The 21777-nt window shown below is 43.7% G+C and carries 20 protein-coding genes and 1 pseudogene; 9 read left to right on the plus strand and 12 right to left on the minus strand.

Going from position 1 to position 21777, the window contains the following annotated elements:
- Positions 1-412 precede the first annotated feature (412 nt).
- The 4 genes from H6G92_RS12980 to H6G92_RS12995 all read left to right on the plus strand — a co-directional run bounded on the left by H6G92_RS12980 (position 413) and on the right by H6G92_RS12995 (position 3838).
- Entirely contained in the window at positions 413-967 is a 555-nt protein-coding gene (locus H6G92_RS12980) for a thioredoxin family protein (protein WP_190894095.1), read from the plus strand.
- A 71-nt stretch (positions 968-1038) separates the two neighbouring features.
- The gene (gene pyrH / locus H6G92_RS12985) at positions 1039-1767 is read left to right on the plus strand and encodes a UMP kinase (protein WP_069074277.1); all 729 of its coding nucleotides are present in this window, start codon (positions 1039-1041) and stop codon (positions 1765-1767) included.
- Entirely contained in the window at positions 1754-2302 is a 549-nt protein-coding gene (gene frr, locus H6G92_RS12990) for a ribosome recycling factor (protein ID WP_190894096.1), read from the plus strand. The genes pyrH and frr overlap by 14 nt, the downstream gene beginning before the upstream one ends.
- A gap of 414 nt (positions 2303-2716) precedes the next feature.
- Entirely contained in the window at positions 2717-3838 is a 1122-nt protein-coding gene (locus H6G92_RS12995; RefSeq protein WP_190894097.1) for a geranylgeranyl reductase family protein, read from the plus strand.
- 74 nt (positions 3839-3912) lie between these two features.
- On the opposite strand, the gene H6G92_RS13000 is transcribed toward H6G92_RS12995, so the two are convergent.
- Complete coding sequence (locus tag H6G92_RS13000) at positions 3913-4944, minus strand: FecCD family ABC transporter permease (protein WP_190894098.1); 1032 nt, start codon at positions 4942-4944, stop codon at positions 3913-3915.
- A gap of 484 nt (positions 4945-5428) precedes the next feature.
- On the opposite strand from H6G92_RS13000, the gene H6G92_RS13005 reads away from it, so the two are divergent.
- Entirely contained in the window at positions 5429-5620 is a 192-nt protein-coding gene (locus H6G92_RS13005) for a hypothetical protein (protein WP_190894099.1), read from the plus strand.
- A gap of 13 nt (positions 5621-5633) precedes the next feature.
- On the opposite strand, the gene H6G92_RS13010 is transcribed toward H6G92_RS13005, so the two are convergent.
- The 3 genes from H6G92_RS13010 to H6G92_RS13020 form a co-directional block, all read right to left on the minus strand.
- Positions 5634-8330: a chloride channel protein gene (locus H6G92_RS13010; protein WP_190894100.1), complete on the minus strand. Its 2697-nt coding sequence runs from the start codon at positions 8328-8330 to the stop codon at positions 5634-5636.
- A gap of 110 nt (positions 8331-8440) precedes the next feature.
- Positions 8441-9754 carry a TldD/PmbA family protein gene (locus H6G92_RS13015; RefSeq protein WP_190894209.1) on the minus strand — a complete coding sequence of 438 codons (1314 nt, stop codon included), beginning with the start codon at positions 9752-9754 and terminating at the stop codon, positions 8441-8443.
- 294 nt (positions 9755-10048) lie between these two features.
- Positions 10049-10909 (minus strand): Tab2/Atab2 family RNA-binding protein, encoded by an 861-nt coding sequence (locus tag H6G92_RS13020; protein WP_190894101.1) that lies wholly within the window; start codon positions 10907-10909, stop codon positions 10049-10051.
- A 254-nt stretch (positions 10910-11163) separates the two neighbouring features.
- Here H6G92_RS13020 and H6G92_RS13025 point away from each other — a divergent pair, with 254 nt between their 5' ends.
- Entirely contained in the window at positions 11164-11451 is a 288-nt protein-coding gene (locus H6G92_RS13025; RefSeq protein WP_190894102.1) for a globin domain-containing protein, read from the plus strand.
- On the opposite strand, the gene H6G92_RS13030 is transcribed toward H6G92_RS13025, so the two are convergent.
- Together H6G92_RS13030 and H6G92_RS13035 are read right to left on the minus strand one after the other, a co-directional pair.
- Positions 11397-12044 (minus strand): HAD-IA family hydrolase, encoded by a 648-nt coding sequence (locus H6G92_RS13030; RefSeq protein ID WP_190894103.1) that lies wholly within the window; start codon positions 12042-12044, stop codon positions 11397-11399. The genes H6G92_RS13025 and H6G92_RS13030 overlap by 55 nt on opposite strands.
- A gap of 148 nt (positions 12045-12192) precedes the next feature.
- Positions 12193-13386 carry an NAD(P)/FAD-dependent oxidoreductase gene (locus H6G92_RS13035; RefSeq protein WP_190894104.1) on the minus strand — a complete coding sequence of 398 codons (1194 nt, stop codon included), beginning with the start codon at positions 13384-13386 and terminating at the stop codon, positions 12193-12195.
- 193 nt (positions 13387-13579) lie between these two features.
- Here H6G92_RS13035 and H6G92_RS13040 point away from each other — a divergent pair, with 193 nt between their 5' ends.
- The gene (locus tag H6G92_RS13040) at positions 13580-14203 is read left to right on the plus strand and encodes a 4Fe-4S single cluster domain-containing protein (RefSeq protein ID WP_190894105.1); all 624 of its coding nucleotides are present in this window, start codon (positions 13580-13582) and stop codon (positions 14201-14203) included.
- Between the two features lie 110 nt (positions 14204-14313).
- Here H6G92_RS13040 and H6G92_RS13045 read toward each other — a convergent pair whose 3' ends face one another.
- The 3 genes from H6G92_RS13045 to H6G92_RS13055 all read right to left on the minus strand — a co-directional run bounded on the left by H6G92_RS13045 (position 14314) and on the right by H6G92_RS13055 (position 17041).
- A complete protein-coding gene (locus H6G92_RS13045) occupies positions 14314-14613 on the minus strand; it encodes a WGxxGxxG family protein (RefSeq protein ID WP_190894106.1) in 300 nt (99 codons plus the stop codon).
- Between the two features lie 230 nt (positions 14614-14843).
- Complete coding sequence (locus tag H6G92_RS13050) at positions 14844-14987, minus strand: hypothetical protein (RefSeq protein ID WP_190894107.1); 144 nt, start codon at positions 14985-14987, stop codon at positions 14844-14846.
- Positions 14969-17041, minus strand: coding sequence for a serine/threonine-protein kinase (locus H6G92_RS13055; RefSeq protein ID WP_190894108.1), 2073 nt, complete (start codon positions 17039-17041; stop codon positions 14969-14971). The genes H6G92_RS13050 and H6G92_RS13055 overlap by 19 nt, the downstream gene beginning before the upstream one ends.
- Before the next feature lie 199 nt (positions 17042-17240).
- Between H6G92_RS13055 and H6G92_RS13060 the strand changes: the two genes are divergently transcribed.
- Both H6G92_RS13060 and H6G92_RS13065 read left to right on the plus strand, forming a co-directional pair.
- The gene (locus H6G92_RS13060; protein ID WP_190894109.1) at positions 17241-17489 is read left to right on the plus strand and encodes a hypothetical protein; all 249 of its coding nucleotides are present in this window, start codon (positions 17241-17243) and stop codon (positions 17487-17489) included.
- A 52-nt stretch (positions 17490-17541) separates the two neighbouring features.
- A complete protein-coding gene (locus H6G92_RS13065) occupies positions 17542-18744 on the plus strand; it encodes a pre-peptidase C-terminal domain-containing protein (protein WP_190894110.1) in 1203 nt (400 codons plus the stop codon).
- An 87-nt stretch (positions 18745-18831) separates the two neighbouring features.
- Here the strand turns inward: H6G92_RS13065 and H6G92_RS13070 are convergent, their stop codons facing one another.
- The 3 genes and pseudogenes from H6G92_RS13070 to H6G92_RS40830 all read right to left on the minus strand — a co-directional run.
- Complete coding sequence (locus H6G92_RS13070; protein ID WP_190894111.1) at positions 18832-20415, minus strand: iron uptake porin; 1584 nt, start codon at positions 20413-20415, stop codon at positions 18832-18834.
- Positions 20416-20434: 19 nt separating this feature from the next.
- On the minus strand, positions 20435-21424 hold the full coding sequence (locus H6G92_RS13075) for an NAD-dependent epimerase (RefSeq protein ID WP_190894112.1): 990 nt from the start codon (positions 21422-21424) through the stop codon (positions 20435-20437).
- A 48-nt stretch (positions 21425-21472) separates the two neighbouring features.
- Positions 21473-21685 (minus strand): annotated as a pseudogene (locus tag H6G92_RS40830) (hypothetical protein); the annotation flags it as partial.
- Positions 21686-21777 lie beyond the last annotated feature (92 nt).

Consider the following 21777-nt stretch of genomic DNA (forward strand, 5'->3'; position numbering starts at 1 on the left):
AGCGGTCAAATGCTTGGATGGAAAGATGCAAAATCCTCGTCAAGAACTTTGAGAGAACTTTAGCGAATGCGACTGCCAAGGTTAATCTTTGTTTTATTCGGTTGATGGTTAAGAGGCTTGCTGCACCCTCTTAGATGTCAAATGGGTTCTATAAGGGTAATTTACTCATAACTTTGATTATGTCAGTATTTAGGAGTCATAGCTTCTGCAATATGAGTCATATTTTCGCTATTTTTTAGATGTGAGTGAATTAGCATCAGTGCTAGATTCAGTAGTTTCACAATTTACGACAGCCAATTTGGTCTATAAGATTGTCGAATATGAGGCATCGGCTAAGGGGTGGTTTGCAACTGGAAACTGACGCTGAATTTAACAATAATTTTCTTGTTCCTAGTTCTGCGAGCCAGAAATCATGAATCTACTAGAAACAATCGATACTCCCGTTGGGAGCTATGCACCCGATTTTGAACTGCCAGGAATTGATGAGCAAGTACACCATCTCAGGCGTTATCTTGAGAAGTTCCGAGCAGTTGGCGTTATTTCCATGTGTAACCACTGCCCTTATGTAGAGTGGTATATAGACAGGTTAAAAAACATTCAAGCCGAATTTGCCCCCAAAGGTTTCACATTAATTGGTATGAATGGTAGTGATGGTAATTACAACACTAGGTCAAGCTTTGAAAATATGAAAGCTTTTGCCGAGTGTCACAACTTAAACTTCCCCTACCTGTGGGACTCAACGCAAGATGTGACCCGCAGTTTTGGTGCTACTAAAACACCAATGGCATTTTTAATAGATACTAATGGTATAGTACGCTACAAAGGTAAAATTGACGATCATCCCCAAGACCCATCAACGCTGGGAGAGAATTATTTAAGAACTGCGATCGCTTCTCTGTTTCTTGGTCAAGAAATAGATATACCACAAACAGAACCAATAGGTACTACACTGATTTGGCGTAACTAGACATAGATAGTCCCTGTAACTGCTATCTTAAATTGGAGGCAATTGCAACTTTTTTGATAAAGCGGAACTTCATGGGAACGAATTACCGACGGGTTTTACTCAAACTGAGCGGTGAAGCCTTAATGGGCAACATGGGCTATGGCATTGATCCCGAAGTGGTCAAAGGCATAGCACAAGAATTAGCAGAGGTGATAGCCACTGGCACTCAAATCGCCATAGTTGTTGGCGGCGGCAATATTTTTCGTGGCGTCAAAGCAGCGTCGGCAGGGATGGACAGGGCAACCGCTGACTATATTGGGATGATTGCCACGGTAATGAATGCCATGACGCTGCAAGATTCGCTGGAACGCATAGGAGTACAGACGCGGGTGCAAACAGCGATCGCTATGCAAGAATTAGCGGAACCTTATATCCGTCGTCGTGCCATCCGTCATCTTGAAAAAGGACGGGTGGTAATTTTTGGTGCTGGTTCTGGAAATCCCTTCTTTACTACAGATACGACTGCGGCATTAAGAGCCGCAGAAATTGATGCAGAAGTGATTTTTAAAGCCACTAAAGTAGACGGAGTGTATGATGCTGATCCTCATATATATCCTGATGCCAAGCGTTACAATAGCCTCACCTACGCGCACGTTTTAGCCAAAGATTTGCGGGTGATGGATAGTACTGCGATCGCCTTATGTAAAGAAAATAATATCCCAATTCTGGTATTTGACCTAACGGTGCGAGGTAACATCCACCGAGCAGTCTTGGGAGAATCTATCGGCACCCTTGTGGGAGGTTCTTGTGAAATTAGCTGAAGCTGAGAGTACGATGCAAAAAACCGTTGAGTCAACTCAACGAGCTTTTAACACGATTCGCACTGGTCGCGCCAATGCGAGTCTATTAGATAAAGTATCGGTGGACTATTACGGTTCGCCCACTTCCTTGAAATCATTGGCAAACATCAGCACACCTGATGCCACGACGATCTTAATTCAACCCTACGATCGCAGCAGTTTAAATATAGTCGAAAAAGCGATTTCCCTCTCAGATGTGGGTTTAACCCCCAGCAATGACGGTACCGTGATTCGGCTGAATATTCCGCCTTTGACAAGCGATCGCCGTAAAGAACTCGTCAAAATGGCATCGAAGTATGCTGAAGAGGGCCGTGTTGCTATTCGCAATATCCGCCGAGATGCTATAGATGCCATTCGCAAACAGGAAAAGAATACTGAAATTTCTGAAGATGAAGCGCGGGATCAGCAAGATAAATTGCAAAAACTGACAAACAAGTACACCGCCAGAATCGATGAATTGCTAGCAGAAAAAGAAAAGGACATCACAACCGTTTAATCTAACTTAGGGAGGATGGGATAAATCCCTCTCCCTATCTATAGCGGTAGAAAAACTTGATCCCTGGTACTTTACTTCCATTTTAAGCTAGGTGTAGTAAAGGTAGTCAGAGTACATAACATCATTCAGATGCTTGAATTCTATTTAAAGACATCTGTCACAGTGCTGCACCTAGCTATAAACTAATATAGATTTCATCAAAATTTTAAACATATAAACCCCAAATCGATTAAGGGAAAGGTTTTCCCTAAAAAATATCTACCAAAAAATAAATATTTAGCTAAATAAAACTGAATGCTATGTAATTTTCAGCAGTAAATCTTAAAATTAGTTTTAAGTCTGATCAGACTGCATCTTTGTCAAAAAAAGATATACAGCGGAAAATCACTAATTCAGGAGCAAAAATTCAGCCATATGTACGACTGCATCATCGTCGGCGCTGGGCCAGCTGGTGGAACAGCTGCATATCATTTAGCCAAGCAGGGTCGCTCAGTATTAGTGTTAGAAAAAGAATCCCTACCAAGATATAAACCTTGTGGCGGTGGTGTATCTCCAGCGATCGCTCAATGGTTTGACTTTGATTTTAGCCCAGCAATTTCTGTAAAAGCCGACTCTCTTCGCTTTACCTGGAAATTGGGTGACCCCGTGGAAGCGAAAATTGCCACAAAAGAACCAGTCTGGATGGTGCGACGAGATATTTTTGACCATTTCATAGTGCAGCAAGGACAGAAGCAAGGGGCTGAACTACGAGATAATACTGAAGTGACGGGTATTGAATTTAAAAGTGACCACTGGCAAGTTAACACAGCCAATGGATCAGTTACAGCTCGCTACTTAATAGCGGCTGATGGTGTTAAAGGGCCAATGGCAAAATGGCTAGGCTTCAAAGACCGTAAACGCCGTTTAGCAGGAGCTTTGGAAGCAGAAGTTCTCGCAGATGTGAAGGACAAATCCACAATTCACTTTGAGTTTGGCTTGGTAAAAAACGGTTATATTTGGAACTTTCCGAAGGCGGACGGTTATTCAATTGGTGTCGGTACCTTTATTGGTGGCGAACCTCAGGACTTTAAGAAGATTTTAGATGAGTACGCGCGATCGTTTGATGTAGATATCAAAACTAGTAAGCAGTATGGTTATCCCCTTTGCTTGTGGGATGGCAACCAAAAGTTGCATACTCAAAATGCAGTTTTGGCTGGGGAAGCTGCTTGTGTAGTTGATCCGATGACAGCAGAAGGCATTCGTCCGTCAATTTTTAGCGGTTTGATTGCAGCAGGAGCCATTAATGAGGCACTTTCTGGTGATACCAACGCTTTAGAAAAATATAGTGAAGCCATTAATGAAGAATGGGGTACTGAGATGGCTTGGGCGCAAAAATTAGGTGGAGCATTCTATCGCTTTCCTGGCATTGGCTACAAAGTTGGTGTTAAGCGCCCCTCTGGTGCCAAAATCATGGGTAAGATTCTGTGTGGAGAACTGCGCTATGGCGATGTCGCTGGTCGTGCCCTCAAGCGTTTAATTCCTGGTTTTGGGGGTTAAATATTAGAGATTAGGTAACGAATCTCTACCGGGCGAGATGCCCACACTTCGGAGTCAGCAGAAGTGTGGGTAGTTCACTTAAACCCAGCAGAACGACGATAAAGTAACCAGATAAATAGCGGTGAACCCAGCAACGCGGTGACAGAACCTACTGGTAGTTCTACTGCTCCTAGTCTAGAAAGTAAATCTGCAAAAGTTAGTAACCATGCACCCGCAAGGGCGGAAAGTGGCAAAACAAAGCGATGATCTGTACCAACGATCAGGCGGACACCGTGAGGGACAACAAGACCAACAAATCCAATCAAACCACTAATACTGACTGCACCTGCGGCTAATAAAGTGGCGACACCACCAATTAACAGACGCGATCGCGTCAACGAAACCCCCAAACCCACAGCTAAATCATCTCCCAAAGCCAGCACATTTACCGATCGCGCCAGTAAGCATCCCCCAAGCAATGCAACGATGATGTAAGGGCCAGCCGTAGCAATTTCTTGCCAACCCCGTCCGTTGAGACTACCAACCAGCCAACTGAGCGCAATTTGAATTTGACCATCTTCAGCTAAAAGCAGCAATGTGCTTTGCACAGCACCAAATAAAGAACTCACCGCCACTCCGCCTAAAATCAACCGCTCCACTGAAATTCCCGACCCCGCACGACCGAGCAAAATAACGATCGCTGAAGTCAAAATTGCTCCCATCCACGCTGCTAAAGGAATTGCGATCGGGAATATTTGCCACACGATCATCAGAATCACAATTAATCCTGCACCCGCTGAAATGCCCAGAATAAATGGATCGGCAAGACTATTGCGTAACATTCCTTGCAGCAGTGCTCCAGACATTCCCAAGGCTGCGCCGACAATGAGAGCAGCTGTAATCCGTGGGAGTCGCAAATCCCAGAGAATTGTCTGTTTAACCGGATCGCCTTTTCGGAGTATGGCTTGCCCAAATTCCGACATACTTAAAGGTACTGCTCCTTGAGAAAGTGACAGCGCTAGCGTTACCACCAGTGCTGCACCAAGGAGCAAAACAGCCCAAAGTACACGGTGTTCAGTAAAAATTGTCTGAAATAATCTAGTGAAATTCCGATCTAGTAATTTCATTAACTATAATCCGTCCCAAACAAAGCTGTATTTAATGAGGAAATTCTCAATAGAGGTATTTGCATATTTATCTTAGTCTTGATCATTTTTTCTAGTACAGCCCGGTGTTACGAAACCGCCAATTTTAAATTAATGAAACGCTTAACATCAATTACGGCTAATTACTTATCATTTGTGATTGCAACTGTAACAAAGTGAAATGTTCACCTTTGGCGTTCCCACAGGGAAACAATCCCAAAAACCTTGTGATTGCTTCCCTTCTGTACGAGATGCTTGGCGAACGGTGGCAATGACGGTTATTTAAGCGGACATGATATAAGTATTAAGATAGATAAAATTTATCCCAATCAGTCGATGAAAAGTAGTATCCAAAATGTGCTAATAGAAACTGCAAAGTAACAGCTAAATTTCAGCTATTTAGTAAAAAAGGATATAAACCAAAATTTATCTTACAGCTTTTTTGTATACATTTAATTAGGGAAAAATGGAAGATTCAGTATTTGTTATATTTCTTGCCTTTGGATCTATTTGGATTTTGATGGGAGTTGTAGGTTGGATTGCTTTTTTAAAATCTGAGGGTGAGGAAATTAAGTTTGGTAAGTGGGGACTTATAGTTGCTATTCCAATCCTAATACCAATAATTGTTGCTCTGATTATTGGTGTACTTTATCGTTAGTCAAATGAATAATTTACTTGTTCATCGCACCCCTAACCAAAATCACTGTACTTTCTACACCAGAGGCGATCGCTTCTGGAATATTACCTTGAATCGCTTGCTGTAACAATCCCTCGCGCGAAGCTCCCAAAACTACAACATCATAACCTTCGGTTTTCACTAGGTTAATCACACCTTCCGCAACTGAATTAGCTTGGACTGGGAGAGCAACTACAGTACTGGACAATTTGCGGCGACGCATCAAATGGCGGATGGCTTGTTCTGAAACGGACATATCTGGCTTGAATTCAGATGACTTAAACACCTGTGTCAGGCGAATTTGCGGATCATTTCCCAATGTAATTAAAGCAGGTAACAATTTAATCGCCAGAGGGGAATTGGGACCACCAGCCATCGGGACTAGCCAGCGGTTGAAGGAGTGGTGAGTGTGGAGTGCTGTTAGTGGATAGCTGAGGTTTAGCCCGTGTGGAGTGCTGTTAGCAATAGCGGGGTTTTTAGACTGTGTGGGGTGCTGAGTAGTGCCCAACTTTACCAAAACTACTTCGCAGGTGGCTTGGCGAATTATGGTGTCAACAACGTTGCCAAAAATCCGGCCAGGGGTAGATGTGTTACCTTTCCATCCCATTAAGATTAGGTCGATGTGTTGTTCGTTAATTGTCTCCAAAATTGCCTGTGCTACATCGTGAGTAACTCGTATCTGCGTGTGTAAGGGAATTTTCCACTTTTTTGCTAAGACTTCCGCCTGTCGTAGCAAGCGGCGACTTTTTGCCGTCCTTACCTGTGTTTCCGATGGGGAACTGTGGCGGGGTATCAACATCACTTGCACGCAATCTATTTCATAATGGCGATCGCGGGCAATAGCTACTGCCATTTGTAATAAAATAGCGGCTGTTTCGGGATTAGCTACAGGCACTAATAATCGACCACTGCCGGTACTGGGCGATCGCGTTTGGTAAACTATGTATGAAGGTTCTGGTCGGAGTTTAAGAGTCCGGTTATCACAATTGAGATGATCTGCTTCCGCCCGAATAATATCTGCACGAGTAATAATCCCAATCAGTTTTCGTCCATCCACCACAGGTAAGCGACTGATTTGATAGCGATCGAGTAAATACAGCACATTGCTCAGGGTATGGATTGGTGTTACTGTCATCGGGACAGGGGTCATAATTTCTTTTAAGAAAATATCGGCTAAATTGCGTTCGTGAAACGTGTGCTTTGCACTCTCGCGGATTTTCAGCAAATCTGATTGCGTCACAATCCCTACTAACTTGCTATCTTCTACCACAGGGAAACCGCGATGATGGGAACGAGCAAAGGACTGCATTGCTTCTTCCAAGCTCATCTCTGCATCCAGAGTTTCTACCCGTTCTTGCATCACATCTTTTGCAGTTAACTTGGTTAATGCTCCTTCCATAGGAGCTTCTTTGGTGAGAGTGATGCCTTTTAATTCCAAAAGTTTCTCATAAAGCGAACCAGGCACTACCTTATCCGCAACCAGGTAGGCTGCTACAGAAACAATCATTAAAGGTAGCACCAGATTGAAATCTGTAGTCATCTCAAACACAATCACAATTGCTGTGATTGGCACTTTAGAAACGGCGCTAAAAAATCCCCCCATACCCGCTAGCGCGTAAGTAGTAGGAGAACCTGTTCCGGTGATGTATAGCTCAGAGACACCAATGATATGTCCTAAACAAGAACCTAAAATTAAGCTGGGAGCAAATAATCCCCCAGGCGCTCCTGAACCAAATGCGATGAGTGTGAGGATAAACTGGGCCGCAAAGGCGATCGCTGCTACGGTAGGATGGGCCCCTCCAGTAATTAAGGACTCCCGTAATCCCGTATTATCACGAAAGGATGCCGGGAGCATTGCCACGACAACACCGGAGATAAATCCAGCCAAAGCTACCCGCAGTGGTAAGCTGATATGTAATTTTCTATAAAATTTAATACTAAATATTAAGCCGCGATTAAACAATGCACCCAACAACCCTGCCAAAATCCCCAAAAGCACGAAAAAGGGAATTTCTGGGATGGAGAATTGGCTGGAAGATTGTACCAATTGCAGGTTAAGGTCTAAACTGCCACCACCTAAAAGTCGGGATATCACCCCTCCAATAAAGGAGGCGATAATGGCAGTTCCCAAAGTCAATCCTGATAAATCTTGGAGTAATTCTTCAACGATAAACAATACACCTGCGATCGGGGCATTGAAAGCAGCTGCCAAACCTGCACCCGCACCAGCTGCAATCATTTGCCGTCGATGATCTGGGGAAGTGGGAACCCAGCGACTCATCCCTGCTGCCAAACCTGCCCCGACGTGAACGGTGGGGCCTTGTCGTCCCAGAGTCATGCCAGAACCTATGGAGATGATGGCACTGAGTAACTTTATACCTGCTACGCGCCAGGATAATACCATCGGCACATTGGCAAGAGTTGCTTTGACTTGCGGAATACCGCTACCATAAGCCTCTGGTGCCAATCTATCCACCAACCATCCAGCCACAAACCCCAGGACAAGACCAATTGTGGGTAGTACCAGCCATGCCGGCAACAGATGGGTAGTATGGACTCGCCATGTCCCCAGCCATCCCGATCCTACTTTCAGGAACACCGCAGATAGGGCAGCAACCAGACCGATAACACAAGCTTCGGCGATCGCTAAACCTCTTCTAGGCTGCCACCAGGTGCGAAAGCGCTGATTCATAGCAATTTTGGATTTTAGATTTTGGACTTTGAATTACAAGTCTGTACCAAAAAGCTGCTCAGTGGAATCTTATACCAATTACGAATTACAAATTACGAATTACCAATTATTTAATTGCTTCTCCCCGTAGTGGATAGCCCTTCTACTATCAGAGATGGAGTATAACAAGAACCATTCCAATCAGCATCATTACCCAGTGTAACCAATTGCTTCAGGGCTGTGTAGACATTACCTGCAACCATCGTATCCTTAACGCGCCCAATTACGTGACCATTTTGGACGCGGTAGCCTAAATCAACGTTGATTGAAAAATCTCCAGAAATACTGCCGCCACCACCTAGCATTTGATCCACAATTATGCCATCATCCAGTTCTTTAATTAAATCTGGTAAAGATGCCGAACCTGGCTCAATCAGAAAATTAAATAAACCAGGGGTGGGATAGCTACCTAAACCAGGGCGAAAACCATTTCCAGTGGTGTTAGTACCCAGTTGGCGACCGGTGGTGCGATCGCCATAAAAATGCTGTAAAATCCCGTTTTGGATAAATACTAAAGATTTAGTAGGAGTGCCTTCATCATCAAAAGGACAACTGTAAGGGCCGGCTTCCGGGTCTTGGTAGAGGGTGAGACTGGGTGCTATTACTGGGGTACCCAGGCGTTCTGCCCAAGGGGAAGCTACTTCTAAGACCCGCTTGCCATTCAAAGCTTCTTGCACAGTGCCCCAAAGCATATCAGCTGCTTTAGAAGTGAACAAAACCGGGATGCGACCAGTAGGAGGTGAAATATTTTCTCTGGCCCAAATTAACCGTTGTAAAATTTGGTTAGCCAATATCTCAGGGTGGAGTTCGCCCCGCTTGGTTTGACCATCGGAAACACTTAAAAAATCATCACCACGCACCCATTCTGCTGATATATAGCAGTTGAGAGTAGTATCGGTGTAGTGACAATCTAAACCTTTAGTGTTGACTATTCTGGTAGTTTCAACATCACATTCCCAGTCACCATTACAAACAACATCGGGATAGGCATCGCGGATGAGTGTGATCGCTTCTTTGCCCCAATCTACCAAAATCTCTATCGGCACACTTTCCCCTAAATCTGGGTAGGAGGGCTGAAAATTAGAGCCTAATTCTACTGTTTCTGGTTGATTCAGTTGACTGAGTGCTAGAGCTTTTTCCACCATTACTTCGGCTAGGACAGAACCGTAAGCCACTGTGAGTCCTGGACGCCCGTTTCGCCAAAGCCGTAGGGCTGTACCTTCAGATTGATTGGTTTCTAGCTGTTTGAGTCGGTTTGCCTCAAAAAACACTGGACGAGAAAGCGATCGCGACTGATACACCTCAGCAGCTTCTGCTCCAGATTTTATAGCTAGTTCCAGCAACTGTTCGGCGAGTGTATCTTGTGACAAATTTTCAGAACCCATGACCCTTAGTGAATTGTGGATTTTGAATTGCATATCAACGCCCTCTCTTGAAAGTGCGATCGTCGGCTTTTGACGATCAAACTTTCTACTGATGAACGCAGATAACCATCCAAAAATCATCAGCGTTTCCTTATAGTTACGATTTGAAACCACAGATCAACACTGATGGACGCAGTTAATTATCCCAAATCATTGTCATGTCTCAACGTTTCTAGTCATTAGTCATTGGTCATTGGTCATTTGTCATTAGTTATTATTCATTCTTCCCCCATACCCAATGTCCCATGCCCATTTTCAGAGATTAACCTCTTGCAACAGCCAAAAACCAGCAAAAGATTGTGCTTTGGGATCAGACTGCACACCGATAAAATGCACTCCGTTAGCTTTTTGCTTGGCTTCTTCAAAAGCTTTAGCTTCTGCTAAGATTTGAGGTTTTTTGATATTTGCTACAATCCAACTTTCAGTTACACCAGTTTCTAAAAGCAATCTCGCCTCTTCGCTGGTGTCAAATCTTAAGAAAGCCAACTCCAAACCAGACATCCAGCCAGCTAAGGGCAACGCTCTCGGTGAGAAAATCAAAATACCAGGAATCCGGGCTTCGGGTGAAACTTTCGCCAACTCTAAAGGGAAAGCTTCACCAAAACCAATTTCCCATTCTGGCATCTCAGCAAAATCCGCAGCATCTAAGGTAACAAATACCCACTGCTGTCCTTCCAAAGCATCTGGTAAACGTTGCGGCAAAGGTTTCTCCAAGCGGACTGAGGGATTAGTCCCCCCTTGATACCCTGCCTCTTGAGGATACACTTCCTCCATCCGCTGTTCTAACCATTGGTTGAGAACCAAAGTACGGCGGCTAGGCTGGGCGGGAATGCCCAAGTCTTGGCAAGCTTTAGTAATCATGTTGTTCATTTGGCGGCGGAAAAAGCGGATTTTAATTGGTGCCTTTCCAGCTTGGTTAATAGCCTCTTGCAATGCTGTCCGCAACCAGCCCGAGTTTACCTGGGTACTGGGACAATATTGAGCATAGCGAAACAAAGAATCTGGTTTTGTGCTGATATCTAAGGGGCTTTCGCAGACTAAGACTTCCCAAATTTTTTTCTGATTATCGTCCAAAATCGGACGGGAGTAAAAATCGATTTCCCAAATACTGCCCATGTTTTGCGGTAAAAATCTGGCTGTTATGTTTTCCTGATATTTTGATCATACGAGTGTTGGGGCAGCATGGAGAAATGCTAATTCGGTAGTCCGAGTTAAGTGGGAGACTTAGTGCGATTATCAGAGGAGACGATGCTTTCAGAAAAAGCAACTGCCGATAACAATTTCGCTGGATGTATGTGCGGTTTCCTTACACGGGAAGAACTGACTGGCTCTGCCGTCTTTTCCAGTTCTGTGACTGCGATTGATGAGTTGTGCGAGGAGATGTTCTCAACGAGATTACCGATACGGTGCGCGAACTGGGACGGCGACATGTCTCCTACAGCATCCGCCCCGAACACTACTCGACGGTGGGAGCGAGCTTGCTTTGGGCGCTGGAGCAAACGCTGCGGGCGCAGCGTTGGACAGATAAAGTCGAAGCAGCATGGAAATCAGTTCACACAATACTCATGAGTGTGATGCTTGAAGCGATCGCCAATGTATCCTCTCATTTTCCCCGGTTGATCCAAACGCCTCTAAGTCCGGCTGCTTTAGCTGCGTAGTAGTCTTCTATGATGCTATCGCCGATATGCCATGCTGCCTCTGGAGAACATTGATGTTTATCTAAAGCAATGGCAAAAATTTGAGGATCGGGTTTAGCTGCACGTACCTGGGTAGAAATGGTGACGGAGGTAAAAAACTCTCTCAATCCCAAACTTTGCAATACTGAGTAAATCCGAGAATCAAAATTGGACAGTACCCCCAAGGTAACTCCCAATCGCCGCCAGTTGATTAAAGCTGGTAAAACATCGGGATAGACAAACCACGGTTCGGCAGTGCCAAAGTGGATGTAAAGTTCGCTAAAAAAAGCCGAAAAGTCAGAAAATTCCTTGAGAACACCTGCACTTTCAAAAGTGTTCAGAGCAATTATCCGCCACCAATCAAACTCGCGCTGGGGAATATCTTGCAGTTCTGCATCTAGAAATATCGGCGGCGGCGCTGCTTTAAAACTTTTGATGAAGGCTGTATTCAATGTTTCGGCTGAAACTGTAACGTCAAATTCTTGGGCTATCTGACTATAAACTTCGCCCACACTACCTTTGACATCGAAGAGTGTACCCACAGCATCTAAAAAAATAACTTTCGGTTGTTCCATCAAAGTTTGAAAATTTTGAATGTTGAATGTTAGATTTTGGCTTGTTAAAGAGCTTCTGTGGGTAGAGTCTAGCATCTGCTAAGTAGGTTGGCGAAAATAAAGCAAATCATCGTAAATGCCTTGGTTTTTACCAATGCCCAACCTTAAGTTACCGAGAAAGTGTTTCTATAATCGGACGGACTAGCCAATTAAAACCAACTTTGAGTTGATGGTCTAAAGTTGGCAACCTATATAAATAGGCAATCCGCCGGGCGACGTATGCCAAGCGACCATCTAGTTTAATTCCCAAACCAGTGAGAGTGGCGTTGTCTATGCCTAGTGCCATCATTTCTCCTAACTGTTGGTAGTGGAAGGGAAGGAGGGGGCGATTAGTCAGACTTGCCCAGATATTCCAAGCAGTATAATCAGCTTGTTGGAAGGCGGCTTGTGCAGTGGGGGGGACTTGCTGTCCTTCAATGTCATGACAATCTGCTAAATCTCCCAAGGCAAAGATTTCTGGATGATCAAGGACTTGCAGATTGGATGTAGTGCTAATTTGACCACGCTGGTTTTGCTTGAGGGGAAGAGATTTCACTACGGGCGCGACTCTAGTTCCCACAGTCCAAATTACCAAATCTACGGGAATCGTGTCTAACTGGTTTTTGTACTCTAGAGAAATGGAATTTTGCTCTATTGATTCTACTTTGGTTTCTAAATCAATAAACACGCCACGGGCTTCTAAAGCTTTTTTTGCTGCTTCCCGATTAAACTCTGGAGAAGTTCGCAAAATTTGGTCAGCAATTTCAATGATCCGAAAGCGTCCTCTTTCACCTAGTCTGTCGGCTAACTTACAGGCTAACTCGACACCACTGTAGCCAGCCCCAATTATTGCCACCCGAATTTTATCAGCATCCGATTCTTCTAAAAATCGCAGGCGTTCTTCCAAACGATAAACATCAGAGATTGTGCGGAATGGATAGGCGTAGGATGTTGCACCAGGGACTAAATCTAGCGGTGTCTCACCTCCTAGTGCCAACACTAAGCGATCATAAGGAATTTCCGGGCCTTCATGTATATTTACCAGTTTCTGGTCGATGTCAATTCCAGACACAACCCCTTGATAAAAACGCACCCCTGTGCCTTGTAAAAGTTCTTCAAAGGGTGGGGCAATTTCCCAGGTTTGCAATTCGCCAGTGAGTAATTCGTAAAGTAAAGGAGAGAATAGGAAGCGATCGCTTTGATCTACCAGAACAATTTCGGGTTTTTGCGTAGATTCCCAAGGTAACTGGCTTAAGCGCAAGGCTGTGTAGAGACCACCAAAGCCTCCACCAAGGATACAAATTCTAGAAGTTTGTTGAGTCATCGATTCTATCTATGGGACGGTCAATACTAGCTGGGCAACTAACTTCAGTCTAGTAAGTTAAAGCTGACTTTTCAAAATCCCATAAAGTTTTTCAGGGATTAGTCATTAGTCATTAGTCATTAGTCACGGTTATATAACTGAAGATTCGCTATAGTTAACGGTTAACAGGCAACGGCTAAAAGGAGTTAAAGAGATGGAAATTAAGCCAACTGACCCATCGCTAGCACTCATGGAAATTCCCCCTGGCTATCTCAATATTATGGGTTACGTTGATCAGTCAGAAGTTAATGGCCCTGGTTGTCGTGCAGTCATCTGGGTACAAGGTTGTCTTCGTGAGTGTCCTGGCTGCTTTAATACTAACTCCTGGTCTTTTGAGGCTAACCAATTGATTGCTGTTGATACCCTTGCCGAGAATATTCTCAGCAATCCCCACAACACGGGTGTAACGTTCTCTGGTGGAGAACCCTTTTGGCAAGCAACTGAACTGGCATCTTTAGCTCGTAAGGTAAAAGCTGCTGGATTAAATGTAATGTCTTTTACTGGGTTTACCCTCAAGCAACTACAGTCTCAATCCGCACCGCCAGGTTCCCAAGCTTTGTTAGAACAACTTGATATCCTGATTGACGGGCCTTTTGTCCAATCTCTGGCAATTAATTCTCCCAACTCTCCGGTTTCTTCCAGCAATCAACGGGTTCGGGTATTAAACCCGGCTTTCCAAGACCAGATTACCTGGGCCAGTGACCAGATTGAGGTTCATGTCCTCAAGGATGGTAGCCGCATCGTTACTGGCTATCAAGGTGGGCTGGAATTGACGTAGGGGCTAAAGGGCAGTTCTATTATTTGTAAATACACAAACAAAGCCTGCACCGGCAGGCTTTCCCCGTAATTATCTTTAGGATTTACGCTAAAACACAACGCAACTCGTTATTAATAGTTAGAACGGGAGCCAGGGGAGCTTACCACATTAGGGTCACTATAACCTACAGTATCATTGGCTCTGCGGCTCTTGCGACCAAACAAACCAAATAAACCGAGCAAGCCCAGCAAACCCCAATCACCATCTTGGTAATCTCCGTCGGTAGCAGTGCGATCTGTAGTGGTATCTGTGACAGTACCATCAGGAGCAGTTGTTGTTTGAGCAGAAGCGGGCAAAACTGTGGGCAAGGTAGCCAAACTTAAAGCTAGGACAGTACTTCCTAAAATTTTGGAGACATTAAAGCGTTTCACGATCACATTCCTCAATTAATTTGCTGTCAGTAATAGTTAAAGCTTATTAAGTTCTGACAGCGACAGCATCAATCTTTAGCTGCAAATATAAATCCGCTTAAAGTTGCATTTGCGATCGAGTAAATAAGCATTTTGGTAGACAATAAACTATCATGCATGGCAAATTAAGCAATAGTAAAGTTAGCGATCGCATTAAAACTAGCTCGATTCCAGAAGAGGAAATTACGTGCTCAGATATGAAAAATGCCGATAATTGAAGGTAATATTGCCGCAGCGATCGCTTCTGGTTGAGAAAATCCATTAATAATTAAAATATTGCATAAATGAATTATTGCTACAAAAATTTCTGTACTTTTCAGTAAATCGTCTGCCAAATCTTGAGAATGTTCTCACCACTCCCACCACCGGCAATAGTTTGTCCATCTGGGCTGATGGCGATCGCATAAATATATCCAGAACCCGTCTCTAAAGTGCGGATTTCCTTTCCTGTTAAAGGATTCCACAATTTAATTGTCTTGTCATTGCTGCCACTGACAAGGGTGACACCATTTGGACTTAAGCTGGGCAAAAAGGCTACGGAATTAACCTTATCTTGATGTCCCTTCAAGGTGCGGATTAACTTTCCTTTCTCCAGATTCCACAATTTGATTGTTTTGTCTTTACTGCCACTGGCAAGGGTGACACCATCGGGAGCAAAAGCAACCGAAAGAATCGACTCACTATTTCCCTCCAAGCTGCGGATTTCCTTTCCTGTCTCTAGATTCCACAATTTAATTGTCTTATCCCAGCTACCACTGGCAAGGGTTTTGCCATTAGGACTAAAAGCCACAGATGGAACACCATTGATATGTCCCTCTAAGGTGCGGATTAACTTTCCTGTCTCTAGATTCCACAGTTTGATTTTCATATCCTTACTAGCACTGCCACTGGCAAGAGTTTTGCCATCAGGACTGAAAGCTACTGAAGTAATTCCGTCACTATGTCCCTCTAAGGTGCGGACTAACTTTCCTGTCTCCACATTCCACAGTTTGATAGTCTTGTCCGCGCTACCACTGGCAAGGGTTTTGCCATCTGGACTGAAGGCTACAGCCCAAATCCAAGTGGAATGTCCTTCTAAGGTGTGGATTTCCTCTCCACTTGCGAGATTCCATAACTTGATTGTCTTATCATCACTGGCACTACTAAGGGTTATGCCATCAGGACTGAAAGCTACGGAATTCACATCGCTGGAATGCCCCTTCAGGGGTTTGGGCACAAAAGAATTTTCTGAGACGCTTTTTTGGGGCTGAATCGGTTGAGAAATCGGCTGAGAAATCGGCTGAGAAAACTCGCTCATTGTATGGGAGCGAGTTTGGAAATACCAAGTTCCCCCTAATCCGAACACCAAAATGCTACTACCTAACAGGAGTTGAATTCTCCGCTTGTTATTGGGTTTTGGTGAAACGGGCCCGGTGTTTGCTGAACTAGTTGTAAATGTGGGTGCAAGTACAGTTGGTGGCACTGGTGCCAATGGTGATAGCCCAGGTGTCAAGTCAGCAATGACTTCATCAGCCGATTGGTAACGCTTTTGGATGTCTAGTTGCAACAGCTTATCCAAAACTTCACCCAACTCTATAGACACAGAAACTTCGTCTCTACCTGGACTGATCAAATATTGTCGCCAAGATGCCACCCAACTATAGCCCTGCTGTATCCACAGTTGAGATGGGCGAACCCCAGTCAGTAGATGAAAACAAGTCGCCCCCAAACTGAATAAATCACTGGCTGGGTAAGCTTTTCCATCTTGCATCTGTTCAAGTGCAGTATAACCGTGTGAGCCAATAACAGTGCCCATCTTAGTCTGCACCGTTGCCGTCAGTTGCTTTGAGGCTCCAAAATCAATTAGCACTAATCGCCCGTCTTTTTGACGGCGAATAATATTTTGTGGTTTGATATCCCGATGAATCACTCCCTGTACATGAATAAACTTCAGCACGGGCAGTAAATCTAACAAAAGTCCGCGAATCTCTCTTTCGTTATAGCTTCCCCGCGTCTCCCATTCCTTAAGCAAGTTATGGCCATTGATAAACTGCTGTACCAAAAACAGATAGCTATTTTGCTCAAAATAAGCCAATAAAGTGGGAATTTGAGGATGTTCTGCGAGTTCTTGCAGTCGGCTTGCTTCTTGTTTAAATAGCTCAATGGCCTTTGTTAGTGGCCCAGTTCCCTGAAGTTTTGGGGCGAATTGCTTAACAACACAGCATTCATTCAGTTTGTGTACATCTTCTGCCAAATAAGTTCTACCAAATCCGCCCTCATCTGACAACACCTGAGTAGGACGATAGCGACCTCCCAGCAGGGGTATCAATTCTGATCTACAACTGTGGCAATAGTTGTTTTTATCAGGATTTAGGGGTTTTTGGCAATCGGGATTCACACAACAGAGCATACTGGGAATCCATTTCAATTGGAGTATATATTCATTTTAAGTCATGCAGTATAATCTCTCTTGTTAGTAAATATCACTGAGACACCATACAAATCCCCAATTTCCTTACCTCATAAGGTATTGAACAATTTTAGATAACTTGAAACAAGTTGTGCTTGAGCGATGCCTTTTGAAGAATTGATTGGCACCAATTAAACTTATGCATTATGTAGGCATTCTCAATTTAGTAGTCCGGCAGCATCTGGCTCAGTTTGGCAAAAATATCCCAGCAAAAATCCGAAAAACAGCAATTTCTGCTTGTAGCTCAGTATATACCTACAACATTGACATTCACTCTAGTACAGCTTGGCAAAAATCCAGCTACCATCTCAAACAATGCTTGGGGCAAAATCGCCTTTTGCCACAGTGTACTAATACTTTAGATTGGGACTTAAATTTTTCGATTTAAAATTTGTCTACCTGTTAAATAGAAAATCATCAGCAAAATTAGGAGCGTAATTATGCTACTAGAAAACAACAGCTATCGTCGCAAATTAAATCGTATTTTAATTTGTTGCTTAAGTAGTAGTTTGTTGATCACAGGTAATGTGCTGCCTATAAGTGCTTTGGGAAGACCTCAAAATTCTAAAGACTTCATAATTGCCAAATCACCAGATGAGAGACAACCAGAAGCAGTAAAGAAAGCAATTGAGCAAATTCCCGTTTCTCAAGCGTCAGTATCTCCAAGACGCAAGCCATCTGTTGAGTCACCAATACAGCAGGCTCGTAGTGTACCGTCTAAGCCAGAAAATCCCCAGCCAACATCCAATAGTTCCAATACTAACCGAGGGACACGTCGCCAGGCCAGTGCCAACCAAGGAACACGTCGCCAGACCAGCACCAACCAAGGGACACGTCGCCAGACCAGCACCAACCAAGAGACACGTCGCCAGACCAGTGCCAACCGAGGGACACGTCGCCAGACCAGTGCCAACCGTCCAGCAGTTTCTCAACCCATGACACCTACTTACAAGGAGATTAACTTTGCAGATGTCGCATTGGGGATTCTGAGTAAGAGTGACTTTCAATCTCAAGGTAGATACTTTCATTTCTATGAGTTTGAGGGCAGAGAAAATCAACTAGTCCAAATTAGGCTGATTGGCAGTAATGATACACGCAGATCAAATAACTTGAGTTTAAATCCTTTGCTGTTTTTACACGATCCTGATAATAATATCATTGTGAAAAAAGGCACTTTGGATAAAAGCAGTGGTGGCGATGATGCATTCATTTTTGCACGACTACCTGCAAAGGGCACTTACAAGATTGCAGTTACTAGCCAAGAACCTGGAGAGATAGGCCGCTATAGTTTGGCTCTGAGAAATGACAGGGCTAGCTATACCTTAGATGAATCAGGTCAACTAAGTGCCAATAGCTCAACCCTAAAACAAAATGGCGGTGCTTACAATATTTCCAATTTTCAAGGTAAAAAAAATCAGCTTGTAAGTATTCGGGTAGATAGTGTTGATGAAGAGTTTTCTCCTTATGTAGCTTTGCTAAATTCTCAAGGACAGAGCATTGCTATAGATAAAGACAAAGACAACAATGGTGTGTACAGTGCTTTAATTGACCGAGCTAGGTTGCCTGAAGATGATACTTACTATATAGTTGTTACTTCCAAGAATCCAAAGGAACTCGGTAAATACAGATTGACTATCTTCTAAGTTAATTTAATTCGCTTAATACCATTTCACGAAACTCCTGCTACAAATACGTTGGTAACGGGAATTTCGTGAAATTCTGGGATTAGTTCAAAACCTGAAAGTTGTCCGAATTGTACCGATATAGCTTGTGCTGTTGTTGCCGTCGTGTTCTGGATTAGTAATCAATACTAGTCCTGGAGTGATCGTAATATTGTCATCGACTTGGAAGCGGTAGAAGGCTTCTAAATGGAGAGAGGTGTCTTGATCTTTGTATTCTTGATCTGCAACTTCCAAGTCATTGTTAATAACTTTGGGTGGTTGACCGATCGCAATTCCTCCAATGCTGTTTTCTCTGCCCAAATCAATCAAAGCCAAAGTTACTGCCCAGTTAAAAATATCTGCCGTTGGGTTGTTTGGTAAATCCATCGCTGTTGCACGGGTAAAGCCAACCCAACCAGAGACATTCAAGTTATTGTTAAGTGCGATCGCTGATTGTAATCCGAAGGAATCTGCAAGAATAGCATCACTCTCATCATCAAAAGGATCGTTGGCGCGACTGCTACCAGTTCCTGTGTCGAGGCTGTTGTATGAGTGGATGTAGCTCAAGCCAACCTTGAAGGAATCGCTGGGTTCAAGAGTCAGTTGAGCGATCGCTCCATATTCCGCCTCACCAAATCCAACTTCGGGATCGTTAACATCATCAGCCAAATACCCCAAACTTAAGCTTATTGATTCACTAAAATCGTAAACTAACCCCACTCCAGCACCCCCTCCTTGGCGATAAATTGGGTTACGCTGTGCAAAACGAGAAATAGCACCATGACCACTGCTACTCAAAAAGGGATTCAGCGGATCAGCAAAATCATCAAGGTCACCACCTTCCGCCTCAAAATAAACAGTAGCTTGCTCTCCTATGGGAAGGCGATATTCTAGAACACTCAATTCAAATTCGTTATCGCTATTGCTCTGAAAGGCTAAACGAGCCATATCAGTTCCCGTCGCATCATCTATTCTAGGGAGATTACTAGCTTGTAGGCGAATTCTGAGGTTGTCCTTTCCGGTGAAGCTTGTATCGAAAGTCAGGCGTGCTCGACTACTCAAGGTAAGATTACTGTCTGTGCTATCGCCGCTACCATCAACTTTTTCCCCACTGCTAACCCCAGAAACGGCAAAAAGAACTTCTCCTTTGAATTTAGTAGTGATAGAAAATGGTTGTATTGTAGACTCTATGCGGTTTTCCAAATTGGCTAATCGCCCTTGGATAACCTCTAGTTCTTTGCCAAATTCAGCTTTCAAGCGCTTCAAATTTTCCAAGTCTTCCTGGCTGATTCCGTTAGCTGTCTCTGCACTTTTCAGTTTGTCGATGCGGTTGATAGTTGTGGCCAGAATGGCAACAAATTCATCGCGAGTCATAGCTCGGTTACCGTTGAAGGTGCTGTCAGAATAACCAACAAGCACACTGTAGCGATCAATTAAGGATTTGAGAGATTGAAAAGCCCAGTCAGTAGGTTGAATTTTTGCTAACTCAGAAACAGCATTAATTTTGGCAAAGAAATCAGTGTTGTTAGTCAAAACAGCAGGGGAAGCTTCGTTAGCAAAAACCTTACTTGTCAATACAAACGTCGTTGTAAAAGCAAGCAAACTGAGATGGCAAACATTCCAGACATTTTTCCACCGAGATTGCTTTTTCATCCGTCCGGGAATGCTTTTTTTAGTTATCGTAATAGTCTCGATACCATTGCACAAAGCGCTCGATGCCTTGCTCTATTTGAGTTACAGGTTGAAAATCTACATCTTGAATCAGTTCATCTACATCAGCATAGGTAGAAAGAACGTCACCGGGCTGCATTGGTAGTAAATTCTTTTTGGCTTGCTTACCCAAGAGTTTTTCGATGATTTCAATAAACGTCATTAACTCTACTGGGCTGTTATTCCCGATATTGTAGAGCTTGTAGGGCGCTTTACTAATTGAGCTATTTTGATTATTCGCTTGGGGTGGCTTGTGCATCACTCGAACCAGCCCTTCAATTACGTCATCAATGTAGGTGAAGTCTCGTTGCATTTTGCCAAAGTTGTAAACGTCAATTGGTTGGTTATTAGCGATCGCTTGCACAAACTTAAAATATGCCATATCCGGTCTTCCCCAAGGGCCGTACACTGTAAAAAAGCGTAATCCTGTAGTTGGTAAGTTGTACAAATGGCTGTACGCATGAGCCATCAACTCGTTTGATTTTTTGGTAGCGGCGTAGAGTGAAATGGGATGGTCAACGTTATCGCTAGTAGCAAATGGAACTTTAGTATTTGTGCCATAAACAGAACTGGAAGAGGCAAACACTAAATGACTAACCTGGCTATGGCGACAACCTTCCAGGATGTTGACAAACCCTGAAAGATTGCTGTCTACGTAGGCATAGGGGTTGTGCAAGGAATAGCGGACTCCTGCTTGCGCTGCTAAGTGAACCACGCAATCAAAGGTATAATATTGAAATAGTTCGGCAGTAGAAAGGCGATCGCTCAAGTCCAAAAATTGAAAGGTGAATCCAGTTTCGGGATAAAGTTGATTCAAGCGGGCTTTTTTCAAGCTGACATCGTAGTAGTTATTAAAGTTATCGATGCCGTAAACTTGTATCCCTTCTGTTAAGAGACGCTGTGCTAAATGAAAGCCAATAAAACCAGCAACTCCAGTAATTAGTATTTTCATGCTTTGTCATTTGTCATTTGTCATTGGTCAAAAACTTGACTTGTTCTTTTAGAATTGTGAAAATTTCGAGTTCAGAACTTGAACGTTGAACCTTTTAGCTTGGACGTTGAGCCTTTTAGCCTGAACGTTGAGCCTTTTAGCCTGAACATTGAGCCTTTTAGCTTGGACGTTGAGCCTTTTAGCCTGAACGTTGAGCCTTTTAGCCTGAACATTGAGCCTTTTAGCCTGAACATTGAGCCTTTTAGCCTGAACGTTGAGCCTTTTAGCTGGAACGTTGAGCCTTTTAGCTTGAACGTTGAGCCTTTTAGCTTGAACGTTGAGCCTCTGAACTCGGAAATTGAGCCTTTAACCAA

Origin of the sequence: Nostoc foliaceum FACHB-393, from assembly GCF_014698505.1 — a bacterium.
Classification (GTDB): Bacteria; Cyanobacteriota; Cyanobacteriia; order Cyanobacteriales; family Nostocaceae; genus Nostoc; species Nostoc foliaceum_A.